At 41.0% G+C, this 20,601-nt stretch carries 18 protein-coding genes and 1 tRNA gene; 6 read left to right on the top strand and 13 right to left on the bottom strand.

Annotated features, from left to right (window positions below; all coding sequences use genetic code 11):
• Positions 1–93 precede the first annotated feature (93 nt).
• The 4 genes from ACM0OT_RS20100 to ACM0OT_RS20115 all read left to right on the top strand — a co-directional run bounded on the left by ACM0OT_RS20100 (position 94) and on the right by ACM0OT_RS20115 (position 4,955).
• A complete protein-coding gene (locus ACM0OT_RS20100) occupies positions 94–1,152 on the top strand; it encodes a glycosyltransferase family 2 protein (RefSeq protein WP_414566171.1) in 1,059 nt (352 codons plus the stop codon).
• Positions 1,153–1,249: 97 nt separating this feature from the next.
• The gene (locus tag ACM0OT_RS20105; protein WP_414566172.1) at positions 1,250–2,122 is read left to right on the top strand and encodes an ABC transporter permease; all 873 of its coding nucleotides are present in this window, start codon (positions 1,250–1,252) and stop codon (positions 2,120–2,122) included.
• 2 nt (positions 2,123–2,124) lie between these two features.
• The gene (locus ACM0OT_RS20110; protein WP_414566173.1) at positions 2,125–3,408 is read left to right on the top strand and encodes an ABC transporter ATP-binding protein; all 1,284 of its coding nucleotides are present in this window, start codon (positions 2,125–2,127) and stop codon (positions 3,406–3,408) included.
• Positions 3,409–3,980: 572 nt separating this feature from the next.
• Entirely contained in the window at positions 3,981–4,955 is a 975-nt protein-coding gene (locus ACM0OT_RS20115; protein WP_414566174.1) for a glycosyltransferase, read from the top strand.
• A gap of 381 nt (positions 4,956–5,336) precedes the next feature.
• Here ACM0OT_RS20115 and ACM0OT_RS20120 read toward each other — a convergent pair whose 3' ends face one another.
• Positions 5,337–5,459: a DUF4174 domain-containing protein gene (locus ACM0OT_RS20120; RefSeq protein WP_414566229.1), complete on the bottom strand. Its 123-nt coding sequence runs from the start codon at positions 5,457–5,459 to the stop codon at positions 5,337–5,339.
• A gap of 438 nt (positions 5,460–5,897) precedes the next feature.
• Between ACM0OT_RS20120 and ACM0OT_RS20125 the strand changes: the two genes are divergently transcribed.
• The gene (locus tag ACM0OT_RS20125; RefSeq protein WP_414566175.1) at positions 5,898–7,250 is read left to right on the top strand and encodes a histidine phosphatase family protein; all 1,353 of its coding nucleotides are present in this window, start codon (positions 5,898–5,900) and stop codon (positions 7,248–7,250) included.
• A 68-nt stretch (positions 7,251–7,318) separates the two neighbouring features.
• Here ACM0OT_RS20125 and ACM0OT_RS20130 read toward each other — a convergent pair whose 3' ends face one another.
• From ACM0OT_RS20130 to ACM0OT_RS20185, 12 genes are all read right to left on the bottom strand, one after another.
• A complete protein-coding gene (locus ACM0OT_RS20130; protein ID WP_414566176.1) occupies positions 7,319–9,985 on the bottom strand; it encodes a non-ribosomal peptide synthetase in 2,667 nt (888 codons plus the stop codon).
• A 15-nt stretch (positions 9,986–10,000) separates the two neighbouring features.
• Positions 10,001–10,711 (bottom strand): DUF6875 domain-containing protein, encoded by a 711-nt coding sequence (locus tag ACM0OT_RS20135; RefSeq protein ID WP_414566177.1) that lies wholly within the window; start codon positions 10,709–10,711, stop codon positions 10,001–10,003.
• Positions 10,712–11,116: 405 nt separating this feature from the next.
• Positions 11,117–11,440 carry an MATE family efflux transporter gene (locus ACM0OT_RS20140; protein ID WP_414566178.1) on the bottom strand — a complete coding sequence of 108 codons (324 nt, stop codon included), beginning with the start codon at positions 11,438–11,440 and terminating at the stop codon, positions 11,117–11,119.
• 32 nt (positions 11,441–11,472) lie between these two features.
• Positions 11,473–11,775: an MATE family efflux transporter gene (locus ACM0OT_RS20145; RefSeq protein ID WP_414566179.1), complete on the bottom strand. Its 303-nt coding sequence runs from the start codon at positions 11,773–11,775 to the stop codon at positions 11,473–11,475.
• Between the two features lie 182 nt (positions 11,776–11,957).
• Positions 11,958–12,042: transfer RNA gene (locus tag ACM0OT_RS20150), tRNA-Ser, on the bottom strand.
• Positions 12,043–12,117: 75 nt separating this feature from the next.
• The gene (gene proB / locus ACM0OT_RS20155; protein WP_414566180.1) at positions 12,118–13,227 is read right to left on the bottom strand and encodes a glutamate 5-kinase; all 1,110 of its coding nucleotides are present in this window, start codon (positions 13,225–13,227) and stop codon (positions 12,118–12,120) included.
• A 226-nt stretch (positions 13,228–13,453) separates the two neighbouring features.
• On the bottom strand, positions 13,454–13,993 hold the full coding sequence (locus tag ACM0OT_RS20160; protein WP_414566181.1) for a YqeG family HAD IIIA-type phosphatase: 540 nt from the start codon (positions 13,991–13,993) through the stop codon (positions 13,454–13,456).
• A gap of 125 nt (positions 13,994–14,118) precedes the next feature.
• Entirely contained in the window at positions 14,119–14,691 is a 573-nt protein-coding gene (locus ACM0OT_RS20165) for a DUF3727 domain-containing protein (protein ID WP_414543594.1), read from the bottom strand.
• A 139-nt stretch (positions 14,692–14,830) separates the two neighbouring features.
• Positions 14,831–15,307 (bottom strand): Holliday junction resolvase RuvX, encoded by a 477-nt coding sequence (gene ruvX / locus ACM0OT_RS20170; protein ID WP_414566182.1) that lies wholly within the window; start codon positions 15,305–15,307, stop codon positions 14,831–14,833.
• 1 nt (position 15,308) lies between these two features.
• Complete coding sequence (locus ACM0OT_RS20175) at positions 15,309–16,565, bottom strand: N-acetyltransferase family protein (protein ID WP_414566183.1); 1,257 nt, start codon at positions 16,563–16,565, stop codon at positions 15,309–15,311.
• Between the two features lie 217 nt (positions 16,566–16,782).
• Positions 16,783–16,983: a hypothetical protein gene (locus ACM0OT_RS20180; RefSeq protein WP_414566230.1), complete on the bottom strand. Its 201-nt coding sequence runs from the start codon at positions 16,981–16,983 to the stop codon at positions 16,783–16,785.
• 349 nt (positions 16,984–17,332) lie between these two features.
• On the bottom strand, positions 17,333–19,339 hold the full coding sequence (locus tag ACM0OT_RS20185; protein ID WP_414566184.1) for an S-layer homology domain-containing protein: 2,007 nt from the start codon (positions 19,337–19,339) through the stop codon (positions 17,333–17,335).
• 207 nt (positions 19,340–19,546) lie between these two features.
• On the opposite strand from ACM0OT_RS20185, the gene ACM0OT_RS20190 reads away from it, so the two are divergent.
• The gene (locus ACM0OT_RS20190) at positions 19,547–20,437 is read left to right on the top strand and encodes an alpha/beta fold hydrolase (protein WP_414566185.1); all 891 of its coding nucleotides are present in this window, start codon (positions 19,547–19,549) and stop codon (positions 20,435–20,437) included.
• Positions 20,438–20,601: the final 164 nt, after the last annotated feature.

Here is a 20,601-nt window from a genome sequence, read left to right on the forward strand (position 1 = left end):
GACATATCAAACGACTAACAAAATTTAGAATTTGCCAATTTCTGTACTTAATTCCGATCATTGAAAACTACATTAATTGATTGAGATTACTCCATGAACTCACAAGCGATCGCCACCCCAGAAGTTACAATTGTTGTATCCCCACGGGAACGTTTCAGCTATACCCGTGAATCCCTAGAAAGCATTTACGAACATACTGAATATCCCTTTAAATTAATTTATGTTGATGGCGGTTCCCCACGTCACATCAAAGATTATTTAGCCAAACAAGCCGAACAAAAACAATTTCAACTAATTCGCACCGATTATTATCTCGCCCCAAACCACGCCAGAAATATAGGACTACAACAAGTTACAAGCAAATACGTCGTGTTCATCGATAACGATGTTGTCGTCACCCCTGGTTGGTTAAAGCCTTTGGTGGAATGTGCCGAAGAAACATCAGCCACAGTAGTTAGTCCCTTAATCTGTCAACATCTACCACTACACACAGAAGTACATTGTGCAGGCGGAGAATCTGGCGTCGCAGTAGAAACCAAAGGAGAAACCACAAGACGGCGGATAATTGAAAAAATTTATAAACAAGGTCGGAAAGTTGCAGATGTACTTCCCCAGCTACAACGACAAGAAACCGGACTAGCAGAGTTCCATTGCATGATGGTACGCACAGAGATATTTCAGCAAATTGGGCTGTTAGATGAAAAACTACTGAACACCAAAGAACACGTTGATTTTTGCATCTTGGTAGCTCAAGCCGGCGGTACAGTCTACCTAGAACCAGCATCACTCATGACTTATGTCCCAGGTGTGCAACTAGAGTTGACAGACATACCCTACTACATGCTGCGTTGGAGTGATGCTTGGGAAATAGAAAGTCTACAACACCTACGTGAAAAGTGGGATATCACCGAAGATCAGTACTTCAAAAATAAATACAATCGTTTGGGATGGCGGCGACACATGACCATTATTAAACCTTTGTCCCGTAAACTCCTCATTGGTAAAATTAATTCTCGCTTAGCTAATAAAATTCTGGGTTCTGTAGACAAAGTAGTCAATCGTTTTGTCACCGACCGCTACGCTCAAAAACACTTGCCAACTGTCATGCAAAAGCAAGATATCAAGCAGGGTGAGTCCGTAGGTGCGAACTAGAGACTAGGGACTAGGGAGTATAAATTCTAACTTCTAGCTTCTAGCCTCTCTTTTAGACAATTGACATTTGCAATCTCTTGGCCAAAGGTAAATAGTTTTGAAGCAACATCAAAGACGTAATTCTCAGTTAAATAAGGTCGTATATACACCAGAAAGTACACTGAGACATCCGCTGACATTGTTTCGACAAATGTGGCGAGACTTGCTAGCCTCTCGTGAACTTGCTTGGCGACTAATGGTAAGGGATATTAGCGCCCAATATCGTCAATCATTTTTAGGAATCGCCTGGGCTTTTTTACCGCCAATCGTCATGGCTGTTGGTTTTACCCTTGCTAGTAATGCCAACGTGATTAGTGTTGGTGCTACTGATTTACCGTATCCCGCTTATGTTATGTTTAGCACTGCCTTGTGGCAAACATTTGTTGAAGCCTTAAATGGACCAGTGCAAGCGGTGACTGTAGCCAAACCCATGTTAGCCAGAGTTAACTTTCCCCGCGAGGCACTTATATTAGCAAAAATAGGTGAAGTATTTTTTAACTTTGCCATCAAGCTAATTTTAATTGTGGCATTGTTTATCTGGTTTCGCATTCCCGTAGGCTGGACAGTGCTGTTAACTCCAGTGCCATTAATTCATTTAGTTTTGCTGGGAACATTTATCGGCATTTTACTAGCGCCGTTAGGAGTACTCTATCAAGATGTATCGAAAGGACTAACATTAATTACAGGTTTTTGGCTGTTCCTAACTCCTGTAGTTTATCCAATTCCTACAGAAGGAACCTTTGGCTTGTTAGTACAACTTAATCCCGTCACTCCCTTACTAGTAACTACCAGAGAGTTAGCCACCACAGGATTAATATCACATCCTATAAGTTTTTGGCTAGTCAGTATGATTACTTTAGTAGGACTACTGCTAACCTGGATTACATTCCGTCTTGCTATGCCTTTTGTGGTTGAGAGAGTGAGTTCCTAATAATGACTAATTTGATAACTAAAGAAATTGCTGTTTTCCCTGATAATAGCGAAGTAGTTGTTTCTGTGGAGAATGTCTCCAAAAAGTTCTGTAGAAACCTCAAAAAATCTTTAATGTACGGTGTCCAGGATATTGCCATAGAATTATTAGGAGCTAATAGAAAAAGTGATACTTTACGTCCAAAAGAATTTTGGGCCCTGAAAGATGTTAGCTTTCAACTGCGGCGAGGAGAAGCCCTAGGGTTAGTGGGGTCAAATGGAGCCGGAAAAAGTACGCTACTACGTATCATTAGTGGTTTGATTAAACCAGATACTGGTCGTGTGGAGGTTAAGGGTAGAGTAGCTCCATTGATTGCACTGGGAGCCGGGTTTAATCCTATTCTTACAGGGAGAGAAAATATTTATGCCAATATGTCAATTTTGGGTTTATCTACTAAAGAAATAGAAGCAAGATTTCAAGATGTAATTGATTTTGCAGAAATTGCTGATGCTATTGATTCACCTGTACAAACTTATAGCTCTGGCATGGCAGCACGGTTGGGATTTGCTTGTGCGGTGCATATAGAACCAGATATATTAGTAATTGATGAAGTACTGGCAGTTGGGGATATTAAATTTAGAATGAAATGCCACCGGATGTTAGCAAAGCTGCGAGAAAAAGGTACAGCTTTCATCTTGGTTTCCCATAATGCTCATTCAATTTTAAATATCTGTAATAATTCAATTTATTTGTCTAAAGGCAAGTTAATTTTAGCCGATGAAACAGAAATAGTTGTTCGTAAGTATGAAGAAGATTTATCTTTAAGTGGGTTAGCAAATGCTCTAGGGGCAATGGTTTTACCAGAAAAACCTAGAAATGAGAGTCTGGGCTTAGATATTCTCTCTCTGGCTTTTAAAGATACAGAAGGTAATATTTTGCCTACACTCATGACTGGTGAGCCGGCTTACTTATCCGTAGAATGTAAAGCTTATCAATCTATTGAAAATGCCAACTTGGGTGTTTTAATTACCGCTTTATCAGGAGAAAATGATCTAGTTTTATATCTGACAGCTAACAGCGATAACGAGCTTCTAAAAATATCGCCTGGAAAACTAGAAATCCAAATGTCTATGCCTTATTGCGGATTAGTGCCAGGTGTATATAGTGCTAAAATTTATGTCAGAAAAGATGTGCAAACATTTGATATAATCGAGTCTTTTCGCTTCACTGTAAAAGCCAATAAAAATACAAGTCGGTGTTTATTTTATCAACCACGAACCTGGAAAGTTATTAGCAATGGAGTTTAACAGGGAACTATGGTTTTTGAAACATTGTCTTCGGCTTCGTTTCCTAAAAAAGCTCCATTTAAATTTACTCAAGTTTCGGAATCATTGGTGTTAGCATTGACACAAAACTATTACGTAAAGCGAAAAGACTATAACTAGTACCGCAAGGCGAAAGTTAATAGTCATCAGGCTTGTATTTTGAGAATTTGAGTTTTTTAAACAGTATCCCTATTTACACCGTGGAATACTAGTCAACTAAATCTGACTTTAGCTATTAAGTAAGAAAGCTTAATAAAATGAAATTTCGTATTCAGCGGCTCTAGTTCTTGAAAATCTGGGAAGAGAGCGATAAATCGCTCACTACGAACAAAACATTATTTGATTAATTATTAGGTCTACCTAATTATGTCAAGGAATAAATTTATAGGCGGACTGGAAAGCTGGTACAAGATACAAAACTTGTATGAAAATATAAGAGCTAAAGTCCTGCATTCATCCTTTCTTGTATTTATGTCTATCTATTTAAGTGCCTTGAATATAAAAACAAAATCCTTTGACTAGGATTAATTTCTGGATAGTACTGAGGAAAACAGATGTCAAACCTAGTTTCAGTCATCATCCCCTGCTTTAATGCAGAAAAATGGATAGCCGAAGCAATTGATAGTTGCTTACAACAAACCTATTCAGCTATCGAAATCATTGTAATTGATGATGGCTCTACAGACAATTCTTTAGAAATTATCAAAAGTTACAAAGATAAAATTATTTGGGAAACTTCGCCCCACAAAGGCGGAAATTATGCCAGAAATAGAGGATTTGATTTGTCTAGAGGAGAGTATATTCAGTACTTAGATGCAGATGATTATATTCTACCTGAAAAAATTGCCAGACAAGTCAGTTTTCTTGAGGAAACAGAAGCAGATGTGGTATATGGCGATTGGAGACATCAGCGCCATTTGTCTGATGGCTCTAGTTTCCTAGACAATATAGAAATTTCTGAATCACAAACAGATATTGTGGCTTCTCTCTTAGCAAATTGGTGGGTAGCTCTGGCTGCTTTACTCTATAAAAGAACCGCAGTAGAAAAAAGTGGCGGTTGGGATGAAACTTTAACGGCTGCTCAAGATAGGGATTTTTTCATCTCAGTGGTAATGAATCAAGCTAAAGTTGTGTATCAACCTGGTTGCTATGCAATTTATAGAAGACATGGTGCTGTCACAGTGTCTACTTCATCTAAGAGTCGCTGGTTAAAATGTCACTATTTAGTACTCAGTAAAGTAGAGCAAAAACTTTTGAATAGGAACCAGCTTTCCCTAAAGTACCGTCATGCTTTAGCTAAATCATATTTTGACCTTGCAAGAGAGTCTTTATTTATAGATTATTCACAATATTTAATCTTTTTAGAAGAAGCGTTAAATCTGTTTCCAGAGTTTAAAGCTAATAGTAAAAGACCAGTCTATAAGTTTGTACAAAATCTTTTTGGTTTTCGACAAACTGAAAGAATTGCCTGTGGTATCTTATTTATCAAACAATTTTTTACTTCAGGAAAATTTGGTATGACATCATAAGCTGATAAATTATTTAGTATTTTTATTGAAACTATTGATAGTCTTTCTGATATTTTAATTACAGTAGTATTAATCTTTTACCTTTGATTAGATGATTCGAGGATTTGGGAAGGTTTATTTAGAAAATTACCGGGGGATTTTGCTCAACTAGTCCAGCGATCGCTTCAACAAAATTTCCGTAATTACTTAATTGGTCAGGTAACATTGGCTTCATTGATGGGATTTTTACTCACGCTGATATTTCTCCTATTCCGAGTGCCATTTGGATTAATATGGATGGGTTTTCGGTATTTAATGATAGCGATGGCATCATTACAGATACAGAGACAACAGAGATGTTAAATCAGGAATCCATCTCTTCATGAGAATAGGCTATTTTGGCTAGCGATCGCCCTGCATTTCTCTTTGACGCATGGGCATCATATCGATTTGTTGAAAAATCACCTTTGGGTCAATGGGGTTATCTTCGCGGCGCTTTGATTGCCCATCCTTACCTACCAGAATAGTTTGGAACTTTTGGGGGTCAACATTTGGTAAGAATTAAGCTCAAAAGTCATATTGTTTCTTTGATTGACAGCGACATAATTATTCATGGCTGTGGCTTCTAACCTGCCTGAACCTCTATCTAAAAATTGAGTTGGGATTAAATAGCTGGTTGTAGAAATCAGCAGCAGGGACAACATTGAATGATGAAGCAACATGATTGATACGGGTTCTCAAATGATAATTAGCCCAAAACTTTAGCCTACATGACCTATCCAAAACTAAATTCAACCCTACGGATGAATATTTCTGTCAAAATGCAGATAGCAATGTAACTTAATGATCAACCAGACTCTCACACCCAAAGGATATATGGATTTTTGAGTCACTCATATATTCGTGAGATGTATGCTGCAATCGTTGTAAAATTAGTCCTTTAGATAGAGGAGGGCAAAATAGATGACTCGTGTCATCATTGTGCGCCACGGACAAAGCAGCTATAATACCGAGCGGCGAATCCAAGGACGTACCGATGTTTCAAAATTAACGGAAAAAGGTTGTAATGATGCCAGTCAAGTAGGCAAAGCCCTCAGCAATATTTTATTTACTGCGATTTACAGCAGTCCCCTCCAGCGAGCAAAAAAAACAGCAGAGATTATCTCTAGTGAGTTAGTCAGTCACTATGGAAAGTCTCCTGTTCCCCAAGTTTCCCCAAAGCTGATGGAAATTGATTTGCCTTTGTGGGCAGAAATGCTGAGTGCTGATGTCAAGCAGAAGTTTACTGAAGACTATTGCACCTGGAAAGAACGCCCCCACGAATTGCGGATGCTGGTTGAAGAACCAGAAGGAACAAGAGAACATTTTCCTGTCTTGGCCTTATACAAACAAGCACAGCAGTTTTGGCAAGAAACTTTATCACGCCATCCCGGAGAAACCATTCTCATAGTTGGGCATAACGGCATCAATCGCGCCCTCATTAGTACAGCATTAGGTATTCCCCCCAGCCGTTATCATTGCCTACAGCAATCGAATTGTGGCATCACCGTCTTGAACTTCGCTGGAGGTTTGGGTGAACCAGTCCAACTAGAATCCATGAATCAGACGCAACACATGGGAGAAACCTTTCCTTCCTTGCGCCCGAATCATCAGGGCGTGCGATTGTTGTTGGTACGTCATGGAGAAACCGAGTGGAATCGTCAAACCAGATTTCAAGGTCAAATTGACATTCCTCTCAACGACAATGGTAAGCAACAAGCACAAACAGCTGGTGAATTTCTGCGTGATGTAGCCATAGACTTTGCCGTGAGTAGTTCTATGTTGCGTCCTAAAGAAACAGCAGAGCTAATCTTGGCTCATCATCCTCAGATAAATTTGGAATTACAAGATGGTTTAAGAGAAATCAGTCACGGACTTTGGGAAGGTAAATTAGAAACAGAAATAGACCAAGAATTTCCTGGAGAGTTACATCGTTGGCGCACAGAACCAGCAAACGTCCAAATGCCAGCAGGGGAAAACTTGCAGCAGGTTTGGGAACGTAGTGTTGCCACTTGGCAAGATATTGTGCAAATTGCATTAAAAAATCAACTCAAAACTGGATTGATAGTGGCTCACGATGCTACTAATAAAACCCTACTGTGTCATGTTCTAGGTTTATCCACAGAAAATTTCTGGCATTTCCGCCAAGGTAATGGTGCAGTCAGTGTAATTGACTACCCCCATGGACTCGATGGTTTGCCAGTACTGCAAGCAATGAACATCACCTCTCACTTAAGTGGAGGCGTACTCGATAAAACAGCAGCTGGGGCACTGTAATAAAAGTTAGTTTGGGAGGTCATTGAAAACAAGATGTTGAGCCAGTCTCTACCTCAGCATCTTCACAATCATATAGTATCTTTTCTTGCCCGTTCCTGCTGTAAACAAATAGTTAATTTGTCGGCTAATAAACTGACGTTTGGTTCGTGCATAATAGTTTTGTGAGAGCCGGAAATTTCATAGCTCTCTAAACCGCCACCAGCTAAAGGCTTCCAGCCTAATTCGTTATTTATATCCACATCTATATCTTGTTGACTAGCTCGAAACAAAGTCAATTTACCCGGATAAACTAATGGTAAATAGCTCTTTCCCGCTTGATGGTTAGCTACAATCACATCCAATAGTTGCAGGTCAAGAGGTGAACGTTTGATATGACGTAGGTAAAGCCTATAAAAAATACCGACTTTTCCTGCTGTTAAATGCCATTTAATCCGTTCCCAAACATAATTTAACTGCTCTTTTGGTTTGCATCTCAAAAGTTTAACTAATTGGAAAAACTTTGATTCCCCGAATTTTGCCGGACTACTATAACCAGCGATGGAAACTGGAGTATCTAATATAGCCAGCAGCGCAACTTTTTCACCCTGAGCATACAGTTGTTGAGCAATTTCATAAGCTACCAGACCCCCAAAGGAAAAGCCGGATAAAAAATAAGGGCCATGAAGTTGCACCTTGCGAATTTCTTGAATATAGTGAGAGGCCATTTCAACTATAGACAGACAAGGAGCTTGTCGCCCATCAAGCCCCTGTGCTTGTAGTCCATAAACTGGTTGATCTGGCTTTAAATACTGCACCAAACTGCGATAGAAGAGAACATTACCTTCAATTGCATGAACACAAAATAGCGGAGATTTATCGCCATTAGTCTGAATTGGTACTAAAGATGACCAAGATACTTGTGTTTGTTTGTCAGTTAATACATTAGCTAACTGCTCTACCGTCTGGGTCGCCAAAAAAGTAGTTAGGGGCAAAGTTTTATCCAATCTACGGTTAATTTCTACTAATAACCGCATTGCTAAGAGTGAGTTTCCCCCCAACTCAAAAAAATTATCCTTAACCCCAACAGATGAAATTCCCAAAACTTGCTGCCAAATTTCGGTCAATTGTACTTCTACTTGATTACGAGGAGCTACAAAACTTTCTTTTCTCTCTTGTTTAACTGACTCAGGTGCAGGTAAATTGCGGCGGTCTACTTTGCCATTGGGATTTAACGGCAGTGCCTCCAAAAAGACGAAGGCCGCAGGTATCATATAATCCGGCAGTTTATCCCGTACAAAGTTATGCAATTGACTTTGGCTGGGGATTTGTTCAGAGTTAGCCACCAGATATGCTACAAGTCGCTTGTTGTCAGGAATATCTTCTCTAGCAATAACTAACGCTTGTTTTAATTCTGGATGTTGATTGAGTACGGCTTCGATTTCTCCTAGTTCAATTCGGAAACCACGAATTTTCAGTTGCTGGTCGATACGCCCGAGAAACTCAATATTACCATCTGGTAAGAAACGTCCTAAATCACCCGTTTTATATAGACGCGCACTACTTTCGTGATTGCCAGGGTGGGGAATAAACTTTTGTGCTGTTAGTTGTGGGTTGTTGAGATAACCCCGCGCCAATCCCATACCACTAATATAGAGTTCTCCTATTTCTCCACTTGCTACAGGTTGCAGATCCTCATTCAAAATATAGATTTCTGCATTGGTAATAGGACGACCAATAGGAGCGATCGCATAATTAGTTCCTCTTTGGCATTTCCAAAAACTAGCATCAATGGACGCTTCTGTGGGGCCGTAGCAATTAAATAAAACATGATCAAGTTGCAAACGGTCACAAAAATGCTCTACAAGTTCAACTGGTAAAGCTTCACCGCCACAAGTAACGTGTCTGAGAGATTGACAATTTTCGATTCCCTTCTCTTCTAAAAGCACCTGAAGCATAGAAGGTACTAACGCCATGACAGTGATTTGCTGTTGGCAAATTACCTGAACTAAATAACCACTGTCTTTATGTCCTTGGGGGTGAGCCATCACTAACTGCGCCCCAAAGCACAGTGGCCAGAAGATTTGCCATACTGACGGATCAAAGCTCAGAGATATTGTCTGCAAAACTTTATCTGTGGCTGTTAACCTAAAGGTCGTTTGCCGCCAGTAAAGTTGATTGTAAATCCCAGAGTGGGGAATCATTACACCCTTCGGTTGTCCTGTGGAACCAGATGTGTAAATGACGTATATTAAGTTGTCAGTGTGGGTGTGATTAATCGGATTTTCTTGGCTATTTTGAGCAATTAGCGGCCAATGTGAGTCCAGACAAACCACTTCCATTTGCCCCATGTGCGGTAAGCTGTCGAGCCATTTTTCTTTGGTTAATAATACCGATGCTTGGGTGTCCTCTAAAATGAAGCTTAATCGTTCTAAAGGATAGCTGGGATCTAGAGGTACATAAGCACCTCCCGCTTTGAGAATTCCCAATATTCCTATTACCATTTCGAGGGAACGCTCTACACAGATACCTACTAAAACTTCAGGGCCAACGCCTAAAGCACGCAAGTGATGTGCTAATTGGTTAGCCTGCTGATTTAACTGCCTATATGTAAGTTGCTGATTGTCAAACACTACAGCAATTGCATCAGGAGAGCTTTTTACCTGCTGCTCAAACAACTGATGAATACACGTATTTGTATTACTTAAGTGCTTGGATGGAATATTTTGTTGATAGTCTATATTCTCTTGTATCTGCATATCAATAAAATTTAATTAATATAAATTATGAAAGGGACATTTATTGATTTTAGGCATCAATACATTGTCTCCTGTTATCTGTTGTTGTGCTAACTCTAAAGCTTGAGAAGCAGTTTGTATTCTATTCTTGTCTTTAAAGTTTTGATGAAATCGTTTTAAATAAGCTTGCAGATATTTAATGCGATAGAGTGGATCTTCGACGTTTTGTAGAAAAGGCAGATCCGATTCAACCATAAAGCGGATAGCTAACATGGGAATAGGACTACGCAGAGGACGAAAATCTGAGTTGTGCAACCCAGGAGTTTCGTTATAGTTGTGAAACTCTCCCAGCATTAGTCCTGATTCAACAAATAAAGGTTTTAGTTGTTTTTGCACCACATCAATGATTCTTGGTGCATCTTCATGGGTAATATCAGGAAATATAAGTACTATGGTTTTATAAATTGCTTCGTCTTTTTCTGTTGGTTCTAATTCTAAAAAGGCATTTAGGTAAGTTAATACAATCTCAGAAACTTCTTGAATATCTATATTTGGGGAACGAATAACCTTTAATCTAATATAATTTAAATTTAAAGCTTTAGGCATGTATGGGCAGACAGTTCCCATTCTTCCTAAGTCGGGATGGGATTGAGCTAAAAAGTTTCTCAACCAATTCCAGGTTTCAACTAAATAAGGTATATCTGCTTGCAATTTTTCAATATCATGAGGGGTATAAAGTTGTGCCATATATCAATAAATAAAGATTTTTGTAGGACTATTAAACATTGCTTTAATGTTGTAATTAAATTGCTAAATCACAACATTATTTCTTATTGAATCTAGATTAAATAAAGCACTCAAATATAGTAAATTATTATGAGGATTATTTAAACTATAAATGAACTTCAATTAAGCATAAACAGCCATTAATTACACCCATTTAATAGCTTGATGCATGGCTATTAATAATTTAATTGTTATCTCTATTTAAATCTCATAAATTAATGCCATTGACAATCTTGTATGGATTAATTCATCAAATTTTTATGTAAAAATCCATCACAATGATGATTTGTAATGCAATTATGAAGAAATTAAATATCTTGCACCTAATATATACTTAAAGTAAAGGTAAAAATAATAACATATTACCTACGCGATCGCCCTAGCCTGCATCATGGAAACAGCAAGCGTTACAATTGATGCGTTCTCTGGTGCAAAAACATCGATATATAGCCCAACGATTTGTCGGGGAAATACCAAAAATGCGATCACCATCATGGCTGTCCATGCACTTCCAACAGCAAGACTAATGAAACCAGCTTGTCTGATTCTTGCTACATCTTGCTGTCCAAACCACTGACCAATGCGCGCGGTTGCCGCAAATGACATTCCCAGTGGCACCATATAGATCAGATTGATCGTTTGAAATACAATTTGATGTGCAGCTAACTTATCCGTTCCCCAGATAGCCATCAAGTAGCTAACCGCTGTGTACACACCAATTTCTAGAGCAGAAAATACCCCAAATAGTTGCCTAAAATATTAAATCCTGTTCCTGTAATTACAATTACCAAAATGGGACGAGCCTGAGAGAAACCTGAAACCACGCCTCGCAACATGGCGAATCCCAAAGCAGGAAACAATCCCCACAGCATGATATCAAGATAACCTGTTGCTAACTCCACTGTGGTTGCAGCTTGCCCCAGCTGACTCATGAACATATCGAGATAAGCGGTAAGCGAAGCTATGCCATTAGGCTTATCGCAATCATCATTGGAATTGCCAACTTCACCAGACAATTTTGACAAATCACAGGCATACAGCAGATTTCATAGCGGTGAGGTACACAATGGCGGGCAAGATGCCCACCCTACAAGATTTACAATAGATAAGTCTGTACCTCATTTACTTGCAAAGCGCTGTAACCCCCAAAGCTTACCGCATGAACTAAGCGATAAAATCTGCATTTACTCGTAAACTGCGGCAAAAACGGAGAGGGGGGGATTCGAACCCCCGTTGGGTTGCCCCAAAACGCATTTCGAGTGCGTCACCATGAACCGCTCGGACACCTCTCCAGGTATTAATTCACTTTTGTGAATGTAGGGAAATGCTATGACTGCACATCCTTTGTCATCATAGCATTGCCATAGCTAAGTCAAAACTAAGTTATCTCTGTGAATTACCGTTTCTGCACCCACATAGCCCAAAATTGTGGCAATTTCTCGAGAATGGCAACCGCGAATTTTTTGTAGTTCGTCGCTGCTGTAGTTGACTAACCCTCTGGCAATTTCGTTACCTTGGGTGTCGCACAATTGCACTGCTTCTTGGGTGTCAAATTCCCCTTCTACTGCCTTAATCCCAGCTGCTAATAAAGATTTTCCTGACTGGGCGATCGCCGCGATCGCACCTGTATCTAAGTATAATTTCCCCGTAGGCACTAAACCATAAGCTATCCAGCGTTTACGGGCAGAAGTTGGTTCTGGCTGTGGTTGAAAGTGAGTTCCTAACGGTTCCCCTTGAATTATTTTCTCGATATTATGGGGAAATCTGCCTTGAGTGATGACGGTACGCACTCCCGCTGCAATGGCAATTCTCGCCGCGGCAATTTTGGTTACCATCCCACCAGTACCCCATTGAGAACCTTGTGAGCCTGTCTGTACTTGTAATTCTGCTAATTCTTTGAGGCTAGTTACTAAAGATATCGGTTGAGCATCGGGTACGGAACGGGGATCGGCTGAATATAACCTGTCTACATCGGTGAGTAAAAACAGCCAGTCTGCTTCTACTAAGCTGGCTACTAATGCGGAAAGTGTGTCATTGTCGCCAAATTTCAGTTCGTCTACGGCTACGGTATCATTTTCATTCACCACGGGAATTACTCCTAGTCCTAATAGTTCCCGAAATGTGTTGTAAACGTTGAGGTAGCGGCTACGCTGTACTAAGTCGCTGCGTGTCAATAATACTTGAGCAATGGGTTGTTGCAAGGTAGTGAATAAGTCATCATATACACGCATCAACCGCCCTTGTCCCACTGCTGCTACTGCCTGTTTAAGTGCGATCGCCTTGGGACGTTCAGTTAATCCCAATCTTGCACAACCTACTCCCACAGCACCAGAGGAAACCAAAATCACCCGATGTCCTTGCCGTCTTAAATAGCACAATGTTTCTACTAAGGTCGCAATGGTGGAAAGTGCTAGTTGTCCGGTTTCCGGTTGAGTCAGGCTAGATGTGCCAATTTTGACGACAATTGTTTTGGTCATTGGTCATTGGTCGTTGGTCATTAGTTATTGTTGATTTACACTAAAAATTGTAAAGCGCCAACCACTCTATAGGTGAGGGGCGACGCTTTACGGGTTTATTGTTAGTTGTTATACGCTAGGGTCTTTATTTAGGTGACCCCATGTTATTAATAATTATGATCCCCGATTTTTTTACACCAGTGAGTTTTCTTAACTATTTCTTTAGATTTAGTTTCCTGACGATTTGTCAACTTTTGTGAATCTTTGATTCTTTTGGCGTGATGGATGCTCCCAAAATTTCCGATACCCAAACTTCAAAATTACGGATGGGGTGAGTGCGAAGAGCAGTATCAGGATGAACGATAGGTTCTACTAAAATGGTAAACATACCTAGTCTATTACCTGCTATGACATCGGTAAACAAGCGATCGCCTACCATTCCTACTTCCTGTACTGGTAAATTCATGGATGTGAGTGCAGCTCTAATTTTGCGTCGTGATGGTTTGGCTGCACCTAGGTAATAAGGCAAATCAAGAGATCGGGCTATGCCCCCAATCCGTGCTTCACTGAGGTTATTACTGACCAAACATAACTCCACACAAGTACGAATTTGTGCTACCCACTGTTGCAGTTCTGGCGAAGCTACTCCCACTGTAAACGGTACTAAGGTTTCATCGACATCCAGCACCAGCCCTTTCAGCCCGTATTGTTGAATAATTGCAGGTGACAGGTTCAACACTGAACCTTCTAATATCAAGTCAGGCTGTAAGAGCTTGTTCCAAATCATAGTCAAATTTCCAGAGGGAACTGTCAAAATTATAGACGCTACAAACTACCCGCAGCTAACCCAGAGTACCAGGTATAGTGCGGGTTTTCGGTTTCACAGGCGCAGGACTCAGATGGGAATTACATCTACTCAACTTCGTTAAAAAGATGTTCTTCTAGCAGTGGCTGTACTTTCCGAAATTCCTCAGGGGAAAGTAATACAGGCTCACCTGTTGCGGATATCCGGGCGAAAAACAGCAGTGGATCGAGGGGTGTGTAAATTGCGTACTCTTGATCTTCATGATAGAAAATAGCAAGTAACTGCAATTGTTCAGGCTCTAAATCCGCTTCTTCATCCTCGATTTCTAAGGTGAACACTTCTGACTCTTCAACTGCGGGTAAATCACCTGCTACTGTCAGAGCATAGGCTGTGTTCTTGACTATCAGATTCTGTTCGGCTAAGACAGCTTGAGCCGTGCTAAAAATTTGGTTAATAATGGCATCATCATCTACCAAAACTGCCTCTTCTTCCTCTTCTTCACCTTGCCAAGCAAAGATTTCTATAGGAGAGTCTACAGGTAGCAGTAAAACATATTCTTGTCCATCTACCGAAAGCGAATGTTCAACATAACATTCCAGGGTGCGCCCTGTTTCATCGGACAAAGTGATGGAACCTGCATGAGCATGATCATTTTCTTCAGGGAATGGAGAGGAGAACATAGCCGGAGTGTTAAACTTTATAAATACCAGCGCCGTATAAATTTCTTTACTGCTTCATGACCAATATAGTGTCAAAAAAATAGCTTCAGAACTAGATACAAGTGTTGGTTTAGCTTTCAGAATATCATGTTAAAAGGTATCAATACTCTAAGGCTACCACCGATTTGTGGGAGTTGGTTCGCCTAGTGTCTAGCCATTGTTGCAAAATTAAACATGCTGCCTTACGGTCAATTAAACCTTTATAACGTGATGGCGAGCGATTTTCTGCTATTAGCATTTGCTCTGCTTGGAAAGAAGTTAATCGCTCATCTACATATTCCACAGGTAAATTCAGAGCCTTTCCTAGCCTTTTAGCAAACTTTTGCACTTGACGCGCTTGGAATCCTATGGAGCCATCCATTGAGTAAGGCAAACCCATCACCAGGACTTGCACCTGACGCTCATGCACCAGATGACGGATTTGGGCGACATCTCGATCAAAAGATGTGCGTTCTACGGTGGTAATACCTGTAGCAATCAAACCAGTACCGTCGCACCCTGCTACACCAATCCGCTTGCGACCGAAATCCAATCCCAACGCGGAAATAAAAGTCTTTGGTTGCTCTTGGGGTGTCAAACTAGTTCTCCTGCTGTGTATCGGTTGACTCAGGAAGAGGTAATGGTTCTATATGACCGTTTTGGCACCCAAAGTTAATAGGTTCTGACTTGCTGGGTATTTGTCTTTCTGATAATTGCTGTTGTCTGGGTTTTATCCATGACATCCCCCCTGGGATAGGTTTACGCGCTGGTTGTAAGCCTTGTAGCACTTCAGTCCACTGAATACCTTCTAAGGAGACAAATTTAGACTCCCGTAACTTGTGCCAAACTGAGCGCGACATAATTAAGGTATGTTCTATGCGTTTAGCGCCAATGCGCTCTAAATACTCTTCTCTCTCTGCTTGGTAGTCAGAAGATGCCAGTTGTAACCCTTGTTGGGGAAAATCTTGGGCAATTCGCGCTAATTGGGAAAGCAACTCTGGATACAGCCACGTGTAAGCAGGGTGAACTGTGAGCGTAGCGACATGAGGAGTTTCGCCTTTGCGGTCAAGTTGCACTTGAAAATAACCAATGGCTGCTTTGCGTTGGGGTTCAAACACGTAGCCACTGACGGTTTCTGTTTTGGTTAACCACTGCTTGACAGCATCTGTTAAAACGCCAAATAAACTGGTTTTAAAGTCCCGGGTGTTGCGGTCAAATACCTGACGGACTAAAGGCGGCATGGATGCCGTATCTAATTGATAAAGTAACTGAGCATCGGCATTACTTACAGGTAGAAGATTGGGTAAATCAGGTTCAGCTTGGGCCAATTCCGCTAGCAATTCCGGCTCAATTTCCCAGTATGTCATTTCTGCTAGACGCTGAAATCCATTTTGCCGATACAGCGCTAGGGCATCTTTATCATTAACATTAACTTCTAGTAACCAAGTCCGAGCTTCTAAAATTGACTCAAAGCAGTGACGTAAAAGTTGCGAGCCAATTGCTTGCTTCTCCACTGCACGATCTAGCATGACTCGATCAATCCGCCATGTACTGCGTGTGCGGTTAAATGGTGATACTTGAATCATGCCTAACAGTGTCCTACCTTGCTCTGCTACGTAGGCACAGAAGCGATATTGTAGGGGATTAGGAAACCAACTCAAAAATTTCAATAACCCATACCAACGACGTAGCCACTGCATCTGATTGATGGCCAAGTTAGCTTCTTTAGGGGAAAGAGCCGCGAATGATTCTTGGGTGATTTGCTCAATTCCGTCCAGATCCCGGTATTGGACTGGCCGGATGACAACGCTGAGGTTTCGAGGAAGTAATGAAGTCATTTTATTTTGAGCTGCCATTTAGCCTTAACTTACTGGGTTAGAGGAATTGCTGCAATAGTTATCTTAGCGGCTTTCCGCTCTTGGCTATTGTTTCCAAGGGGTGATTTTTGTGACTTAATACTAAATATAATGTGTAAAAAACTAAAAAAAGCAGAATTGCTGACCACACTGCTAGTGTTGACCCGACAATAATCTGCTTTTATTCTATAAAATTTTGATAAAAGTTGGTCTTTACTTATAACCCTTGCCGGGAGATTAGCTTCTCAAAATTGGCTTGAGTTTGGTGAAGCATTTCTTCTCGACTATCTTCTAGGGTTTGTTTCAGGTTTGGAACCAGATTGCGAGCTTGCAGAGTCATATGAAGTTGTAAGTGGGCTACATATTCACTGAAATCTTCATTTGTTACAACTGCGTCTGTTGATAAATTTGATCCCATTACCACTGTGTTCTCCTTCTCTTAATCCTTGTTCTTTCTCCACACCATCAGAACTTATCACGTTGTTTTACCTAGCTTTTTAATTCGCAATGAAGTTTAACGATTTTTTAACTTCTAAAAATGTGAGTTGATGGTGCGGCCCTTGGCGACAACACACCCTACTGGACTGTTTCAGCTAAAATGTGGCGTTAAATTTATCTTGTAGGATACACTTCTCGCCCCTCCGGTGCAGGCAAGATGCCCGCACTACAAGAGTTATATCTATCACACCATTTTAGGCTTGTCAGTCCAGTCGGCTTATTCAGGAGAGGGGAGATTTGAACGCAAGTCAAAAACCAGATTTGATGGATTACCTTCCTCCCGGTGTGCGTCCACCTTCGTCGTTACTACCACCGTGGGGACTAGATTTACCAGGGTCGCAGCCTTCAGCACCATTACCAATACCTTGGTTGCAATTTTGACGAGGTGTGAAGCTTCCCATTGGGGCCACAACTTCTTCTTCAGCTACAGTTTGCTGTTGTACTGGCTGCACTGCATATTGAGAAGATATATCAACTACTTCACCAGTGCTGGCTAAGGCTCTGTATATCAAAGCACTCACCTCTGCTCTCGTTGCTACCTTATCAGCATTGAGAGACTGGACATGAGGATAATTGACTATGACACCCCGTTCTGTAAGTGCGGCGATCGCACTGCGAACATCACTACGAATGCTGGATGCATCGCTGTAAGCTGCCAAAATTGTCTCTGTGGAACCGCTAAAGGTGTAGTTGAGTCCTCGCGCTAATGTTAGCAAAACCTCCAGGCGTGACAGGTTTTGGGTAGGATTAAAGTTACTACCTGTAGTTGCTAAAAAGCCGCTAGCATAAGCTTCGCGGATAGCATTGTAAGCCCAATATCTATTAGAAACATCATTGAAGCTAATGGGATTACGAACTCTCACCTTTTGAAAGGCTTGGGTTAGCATGGCCGCAAATTGGGCACGAGTCACCTGTTCATCGGGACGGAAACTACCATCAGGGAACCCTTGGAGAACTTCTAAGGCTGTTAACTCGGAAATAAAATCTTTCGCCCAGTGGTTGCTAGAAACGTCAGTAAACATCGTTTGGATACTGCTAGCTACACCTACCTCCCGATAATTCATCATCATCTGGCTGACATCGTAGATGGAACTACTATCATCACGGACGACAATGAGTTGGACTAACTTACCTGGTGCGGCTTTTAACACTGGTGGTAAGCCAGGACTCAAAGCACTCAATGATTGATTTAATAAGGCGAACTCGCCTGTTCTCAAGGCTGTGGGATAAATGCTGTTTGTCGCTACTGTTGATAAACCCTGTACTTGAAACTGGCTGACATTGATAGCCCGTGAACTATTCAAGAAGCTAACGCGTTGGTTACTGACTTGGGTAAAGTAGTCATAAGTAGTAGCACCTGCATCAATCATCCCATCTTGTTTGGTGTCCACACCATAGACAGTCCGGACGATTTGAGTTTGTGTCGGGTTAGCAGGTAGAACCAAGTTAACTACTGTATGTTCTGACAAGCATTCAAATTCGCTGTAACCAAGAAAGCGGTTTTGTAGATCATACAAGCGTACCACCACGCGATCGCCTGGTTTAATTCCCTTGAGAAATTTCGCTTTTTTCCCTTTTTGCTGAACTTTGTACTTGTAATCACCCAAAAATCTTTCTTGCAGGTAACCCTTGTTACGTTTACCTTTTAAAGAAACACGAGCAACTACCTCGGCAAGATTACCAGAGGGCTGCATAATAGCCAGGCTGAAACCTTTATGTTTACCCTTGACTGATGTCCTAGCTGTACTTACCTGGTTACTACTTTGTGTGGTGACAGTTTCTCGCTGTGTGCGGCTGGTGGTTTGTTGTCTCACCATTGCAGTAGTCACGTATTGAGTGGAATCTTGATCTACTTTGGCGACTGTTCCCGACTCATTAGTACGATATACCCACACTTGCTGTTGGTTAGCAACAAGTACTTGCCAACCCTTTACCATAGCTTGGGTACAACTGCCCTCCACGGGTAAATTTAAACAGCCATTTGTCCAAATTTGCCTTCTAGCTTGAACAATACGCAACATGGAAATTTGTGATCCTGTGCGCCGAGAAATGTCTCGGAACACAGCTACTTTAATAGATTCTGGCAAGTTTGCTTTTCTATCATCATCATCGTTGTCTGCCAATAAAAGTTGTTGTCCTGGGGTATTACCAGGTGTTTGATCAACGGTGGTAGATATCCCTGAAGATGCGTAGACGGAAACTATTGGCGAGAATATTGCTACAGAAGTCGCAGCAACAACGACTTTGCTCAAATAAGCTAATAAACGTGGATTCATCTGTTTCATCACACACCGTACCAATCAAATAGAGGTCAAAGAGATACAAGTACCCCTGTATTCATTAATCCCTTTTTAGTGATGAAAATAACATTGATTTTAATCTATGAATCCTGAACTCTAGCCCCTAGCTTCTGAGCTTTTTGTCCAGAATTATTAATGTTCAGCGACAATACTATATAGAACAATACTTTACGAATTTTAATAATGACCGGAACGACACAGCAGCTACCTTCAATCACCTTAGAAAAACTGATTTGGACTTGGCAAGGTCACAAAATTCAATATACTGTGATGGGCAAAGGTCGCCCTTTGGTATTGGTTCATGGATTTGGTGCTTCCATTGGACATTGGCGAAAGAATATTCCAGTTTTAGCTAATGCTGGGTATCAGGTTTTTGCTTTGGATCTTTTAGGTTTTGGTGGTTCTGATAAAGCACCAATTAATTACACCGTAGAAGTTTGGGTAGAACTGCTGAAAGATTTTTGGCACGCACATATCCAAGAACCTGCGGTATTTATTGGTAACTCCATTGGTGCCCTTTTAAGCTTGATGGTGCTAGCAGAACATCCAGAAATTGCTGCTGGTGGTGTTTTAATTAACTCAGCTGGTGGTTTGAGTCATCGTCCTCATGAATTGAATCCACCCTTAAGGGCAGTGATGGCAGCTTTTAATGGATTTGTGCGATCGCCTATCACTGGTAAATTCGTTTATAATCGCATTCGCCAAAAATCGCAAATTCGTCGTACTTTATACCAAGTTTATCGCCATCGTGAAGCCGTCACCGATGAATTAATTGATATTCTTTATACTCCCTCTTGTGATCCCGGCGCGCAGCAAGTTTTTGCTTCTATTCTCACAGCCCCTCCTGGCCCTACACCTGGGGAACTCTTGCCCAAAATAGAACGTCCTTTATTAGTAATTTGGGGTGCTGATGACCCTTGGACACCAATTACCGGGGCCAAGATATATGAAGAAGCGTGTGAGAATGGCAAAGACATCAAGATTATTCCCATTCCTAACGCTGGTCATTGCCCTCACGACGAAGTTCCAGATATTGTCAATGCCCAGATTATCAATTGGTTAGCGCAAAGTTAATAATTGAGCAGATAGATGTCCTCTGGATATCTAGGCTTTAAGTATAGGATTTACGCACAATTCTTAATAGTTTCAGAGAGTTTTTGCGTAAGTCCTAAAGTAGATGCAAAGACAAATTTCTTTTGATAGCGTCTTTGTATGGATAGGGCAAAAAGCGGCTAACA

Source organism: Anabaena sp. CCY 9613, from assembly GCF_963920895.1.
Lineage (GTDB): Bacteria > Cyanobacteriota > Cyanobacteriia > Cyanobacteriales > Nostocaceae > Cyanocohniella.

What these genes read in the sequence shown, in the direction of transcription:
- ACM0OT_RS20100 (WP_414566171.1), top strand. Translation starts at nt 94, where the DNA reads ATGAACTCACAAGCGATCGCCACCCCAGAAGTTACAATTGTTGTATCC.
- ACM0OT_RS20110 (WP_414566173.1), top strand. Translation starts at nt 2,125, where the DNA reads ATGACTAATTTGATAACTAAAGAAATTGCTGTTTTCCCTGATAATAGC.
- ACM0OT_RS20115 (WP_414566174.1), top strand. Translation starts at nt 3,981, where the DNA reads ATGTCAAACCTAGTTTCAGTCATCATCCCCTGCTTTAATGCAGAAAAA.
- ACM0OT_RS20125 (WP_414566175.1), top strand. Translation starts at nt 5,898, where the DNA reads ATGACTCGTGTCATCATTGTGCGCCACGGACAAAGCAGCTATAATACC.
- ACM0OT_RS20130 (WP_414566176.1), bottom strand. Translation starts at nt 9,985, where the DNA reads ATGCAGATACAAGAGAATATAGACTATCAACAAAATATTCCATCCAAG.
- ACM0OT_RS20135 (WP_414566177.1), bottom strand. Translation starts at nt 10,711, where the DNA reads ATGGCACAACTTTATACCCCTCATGATATTGAAAAATTGCAAGCAGAT.
- ACM0OT_RS20140 (WP_414566178.1), bottom strand. Translation starts at nt 11,440, where the DNA reads ATGGCTATCTGGGGAACGGATAAGTTAGCTGCACATCAAATTGTATTT.
- proB (WP_414566180.1), bottom strand. Translation starts at nt 13,227, where the DNA reads ATGACCAAAACAATTGTCGTCAAAATTGGCACATCTAGCCTGACTCAA.
- ACM0OT_RS20160 (WP_414566181.1), bottom strand. Translation starts at nt 13,993, where the DNA reads ATGATTTGGAACAAGCTCTTACAGCCTGACTTGATATTAGAAGGTTCA.
- ACM0OT_RS20165 (WP_414543594.1), bottom strand. Translation starts at nt 14,691, where the DNA reads ATGTTCTCCTCTCCATTCCCTGAAGAAAATGATCATGCTCATGCAGGT.
- ACM0OT_RS20175 (WP_414566183.1), bottom strand. Translation starts at nt 16,565, where the DNA reads ATGGCAGCTCAAAATAAAATGACTTCATTACTTCCTCGAAACCTCAGC.
- ACM0OT_RS20180 (WP_414566230.1), bottom strand. Translation starts at nt 16,983, where the DNA reads ATGGGATCAAATTTATCAACAGACGCAGTTGTAACAAATGAAGATTTC.
- ACM0OT_RS20185 (WP_414566184.1), bottom strand. Translation starts at nt 19,339, where the DNA reads ATGAATCCACGTTTATTAGCTTATTTGAGCAAAGTCGTTGTTGCTGCG.
- ACM0OT_RS20190 (WP_414566185.1), top strand. Translation starts at nt 19,547, where the DNA reads ATGACCGGAACGACACAGCAGCTACCTTCAATCACCTTAGAAAAACTG.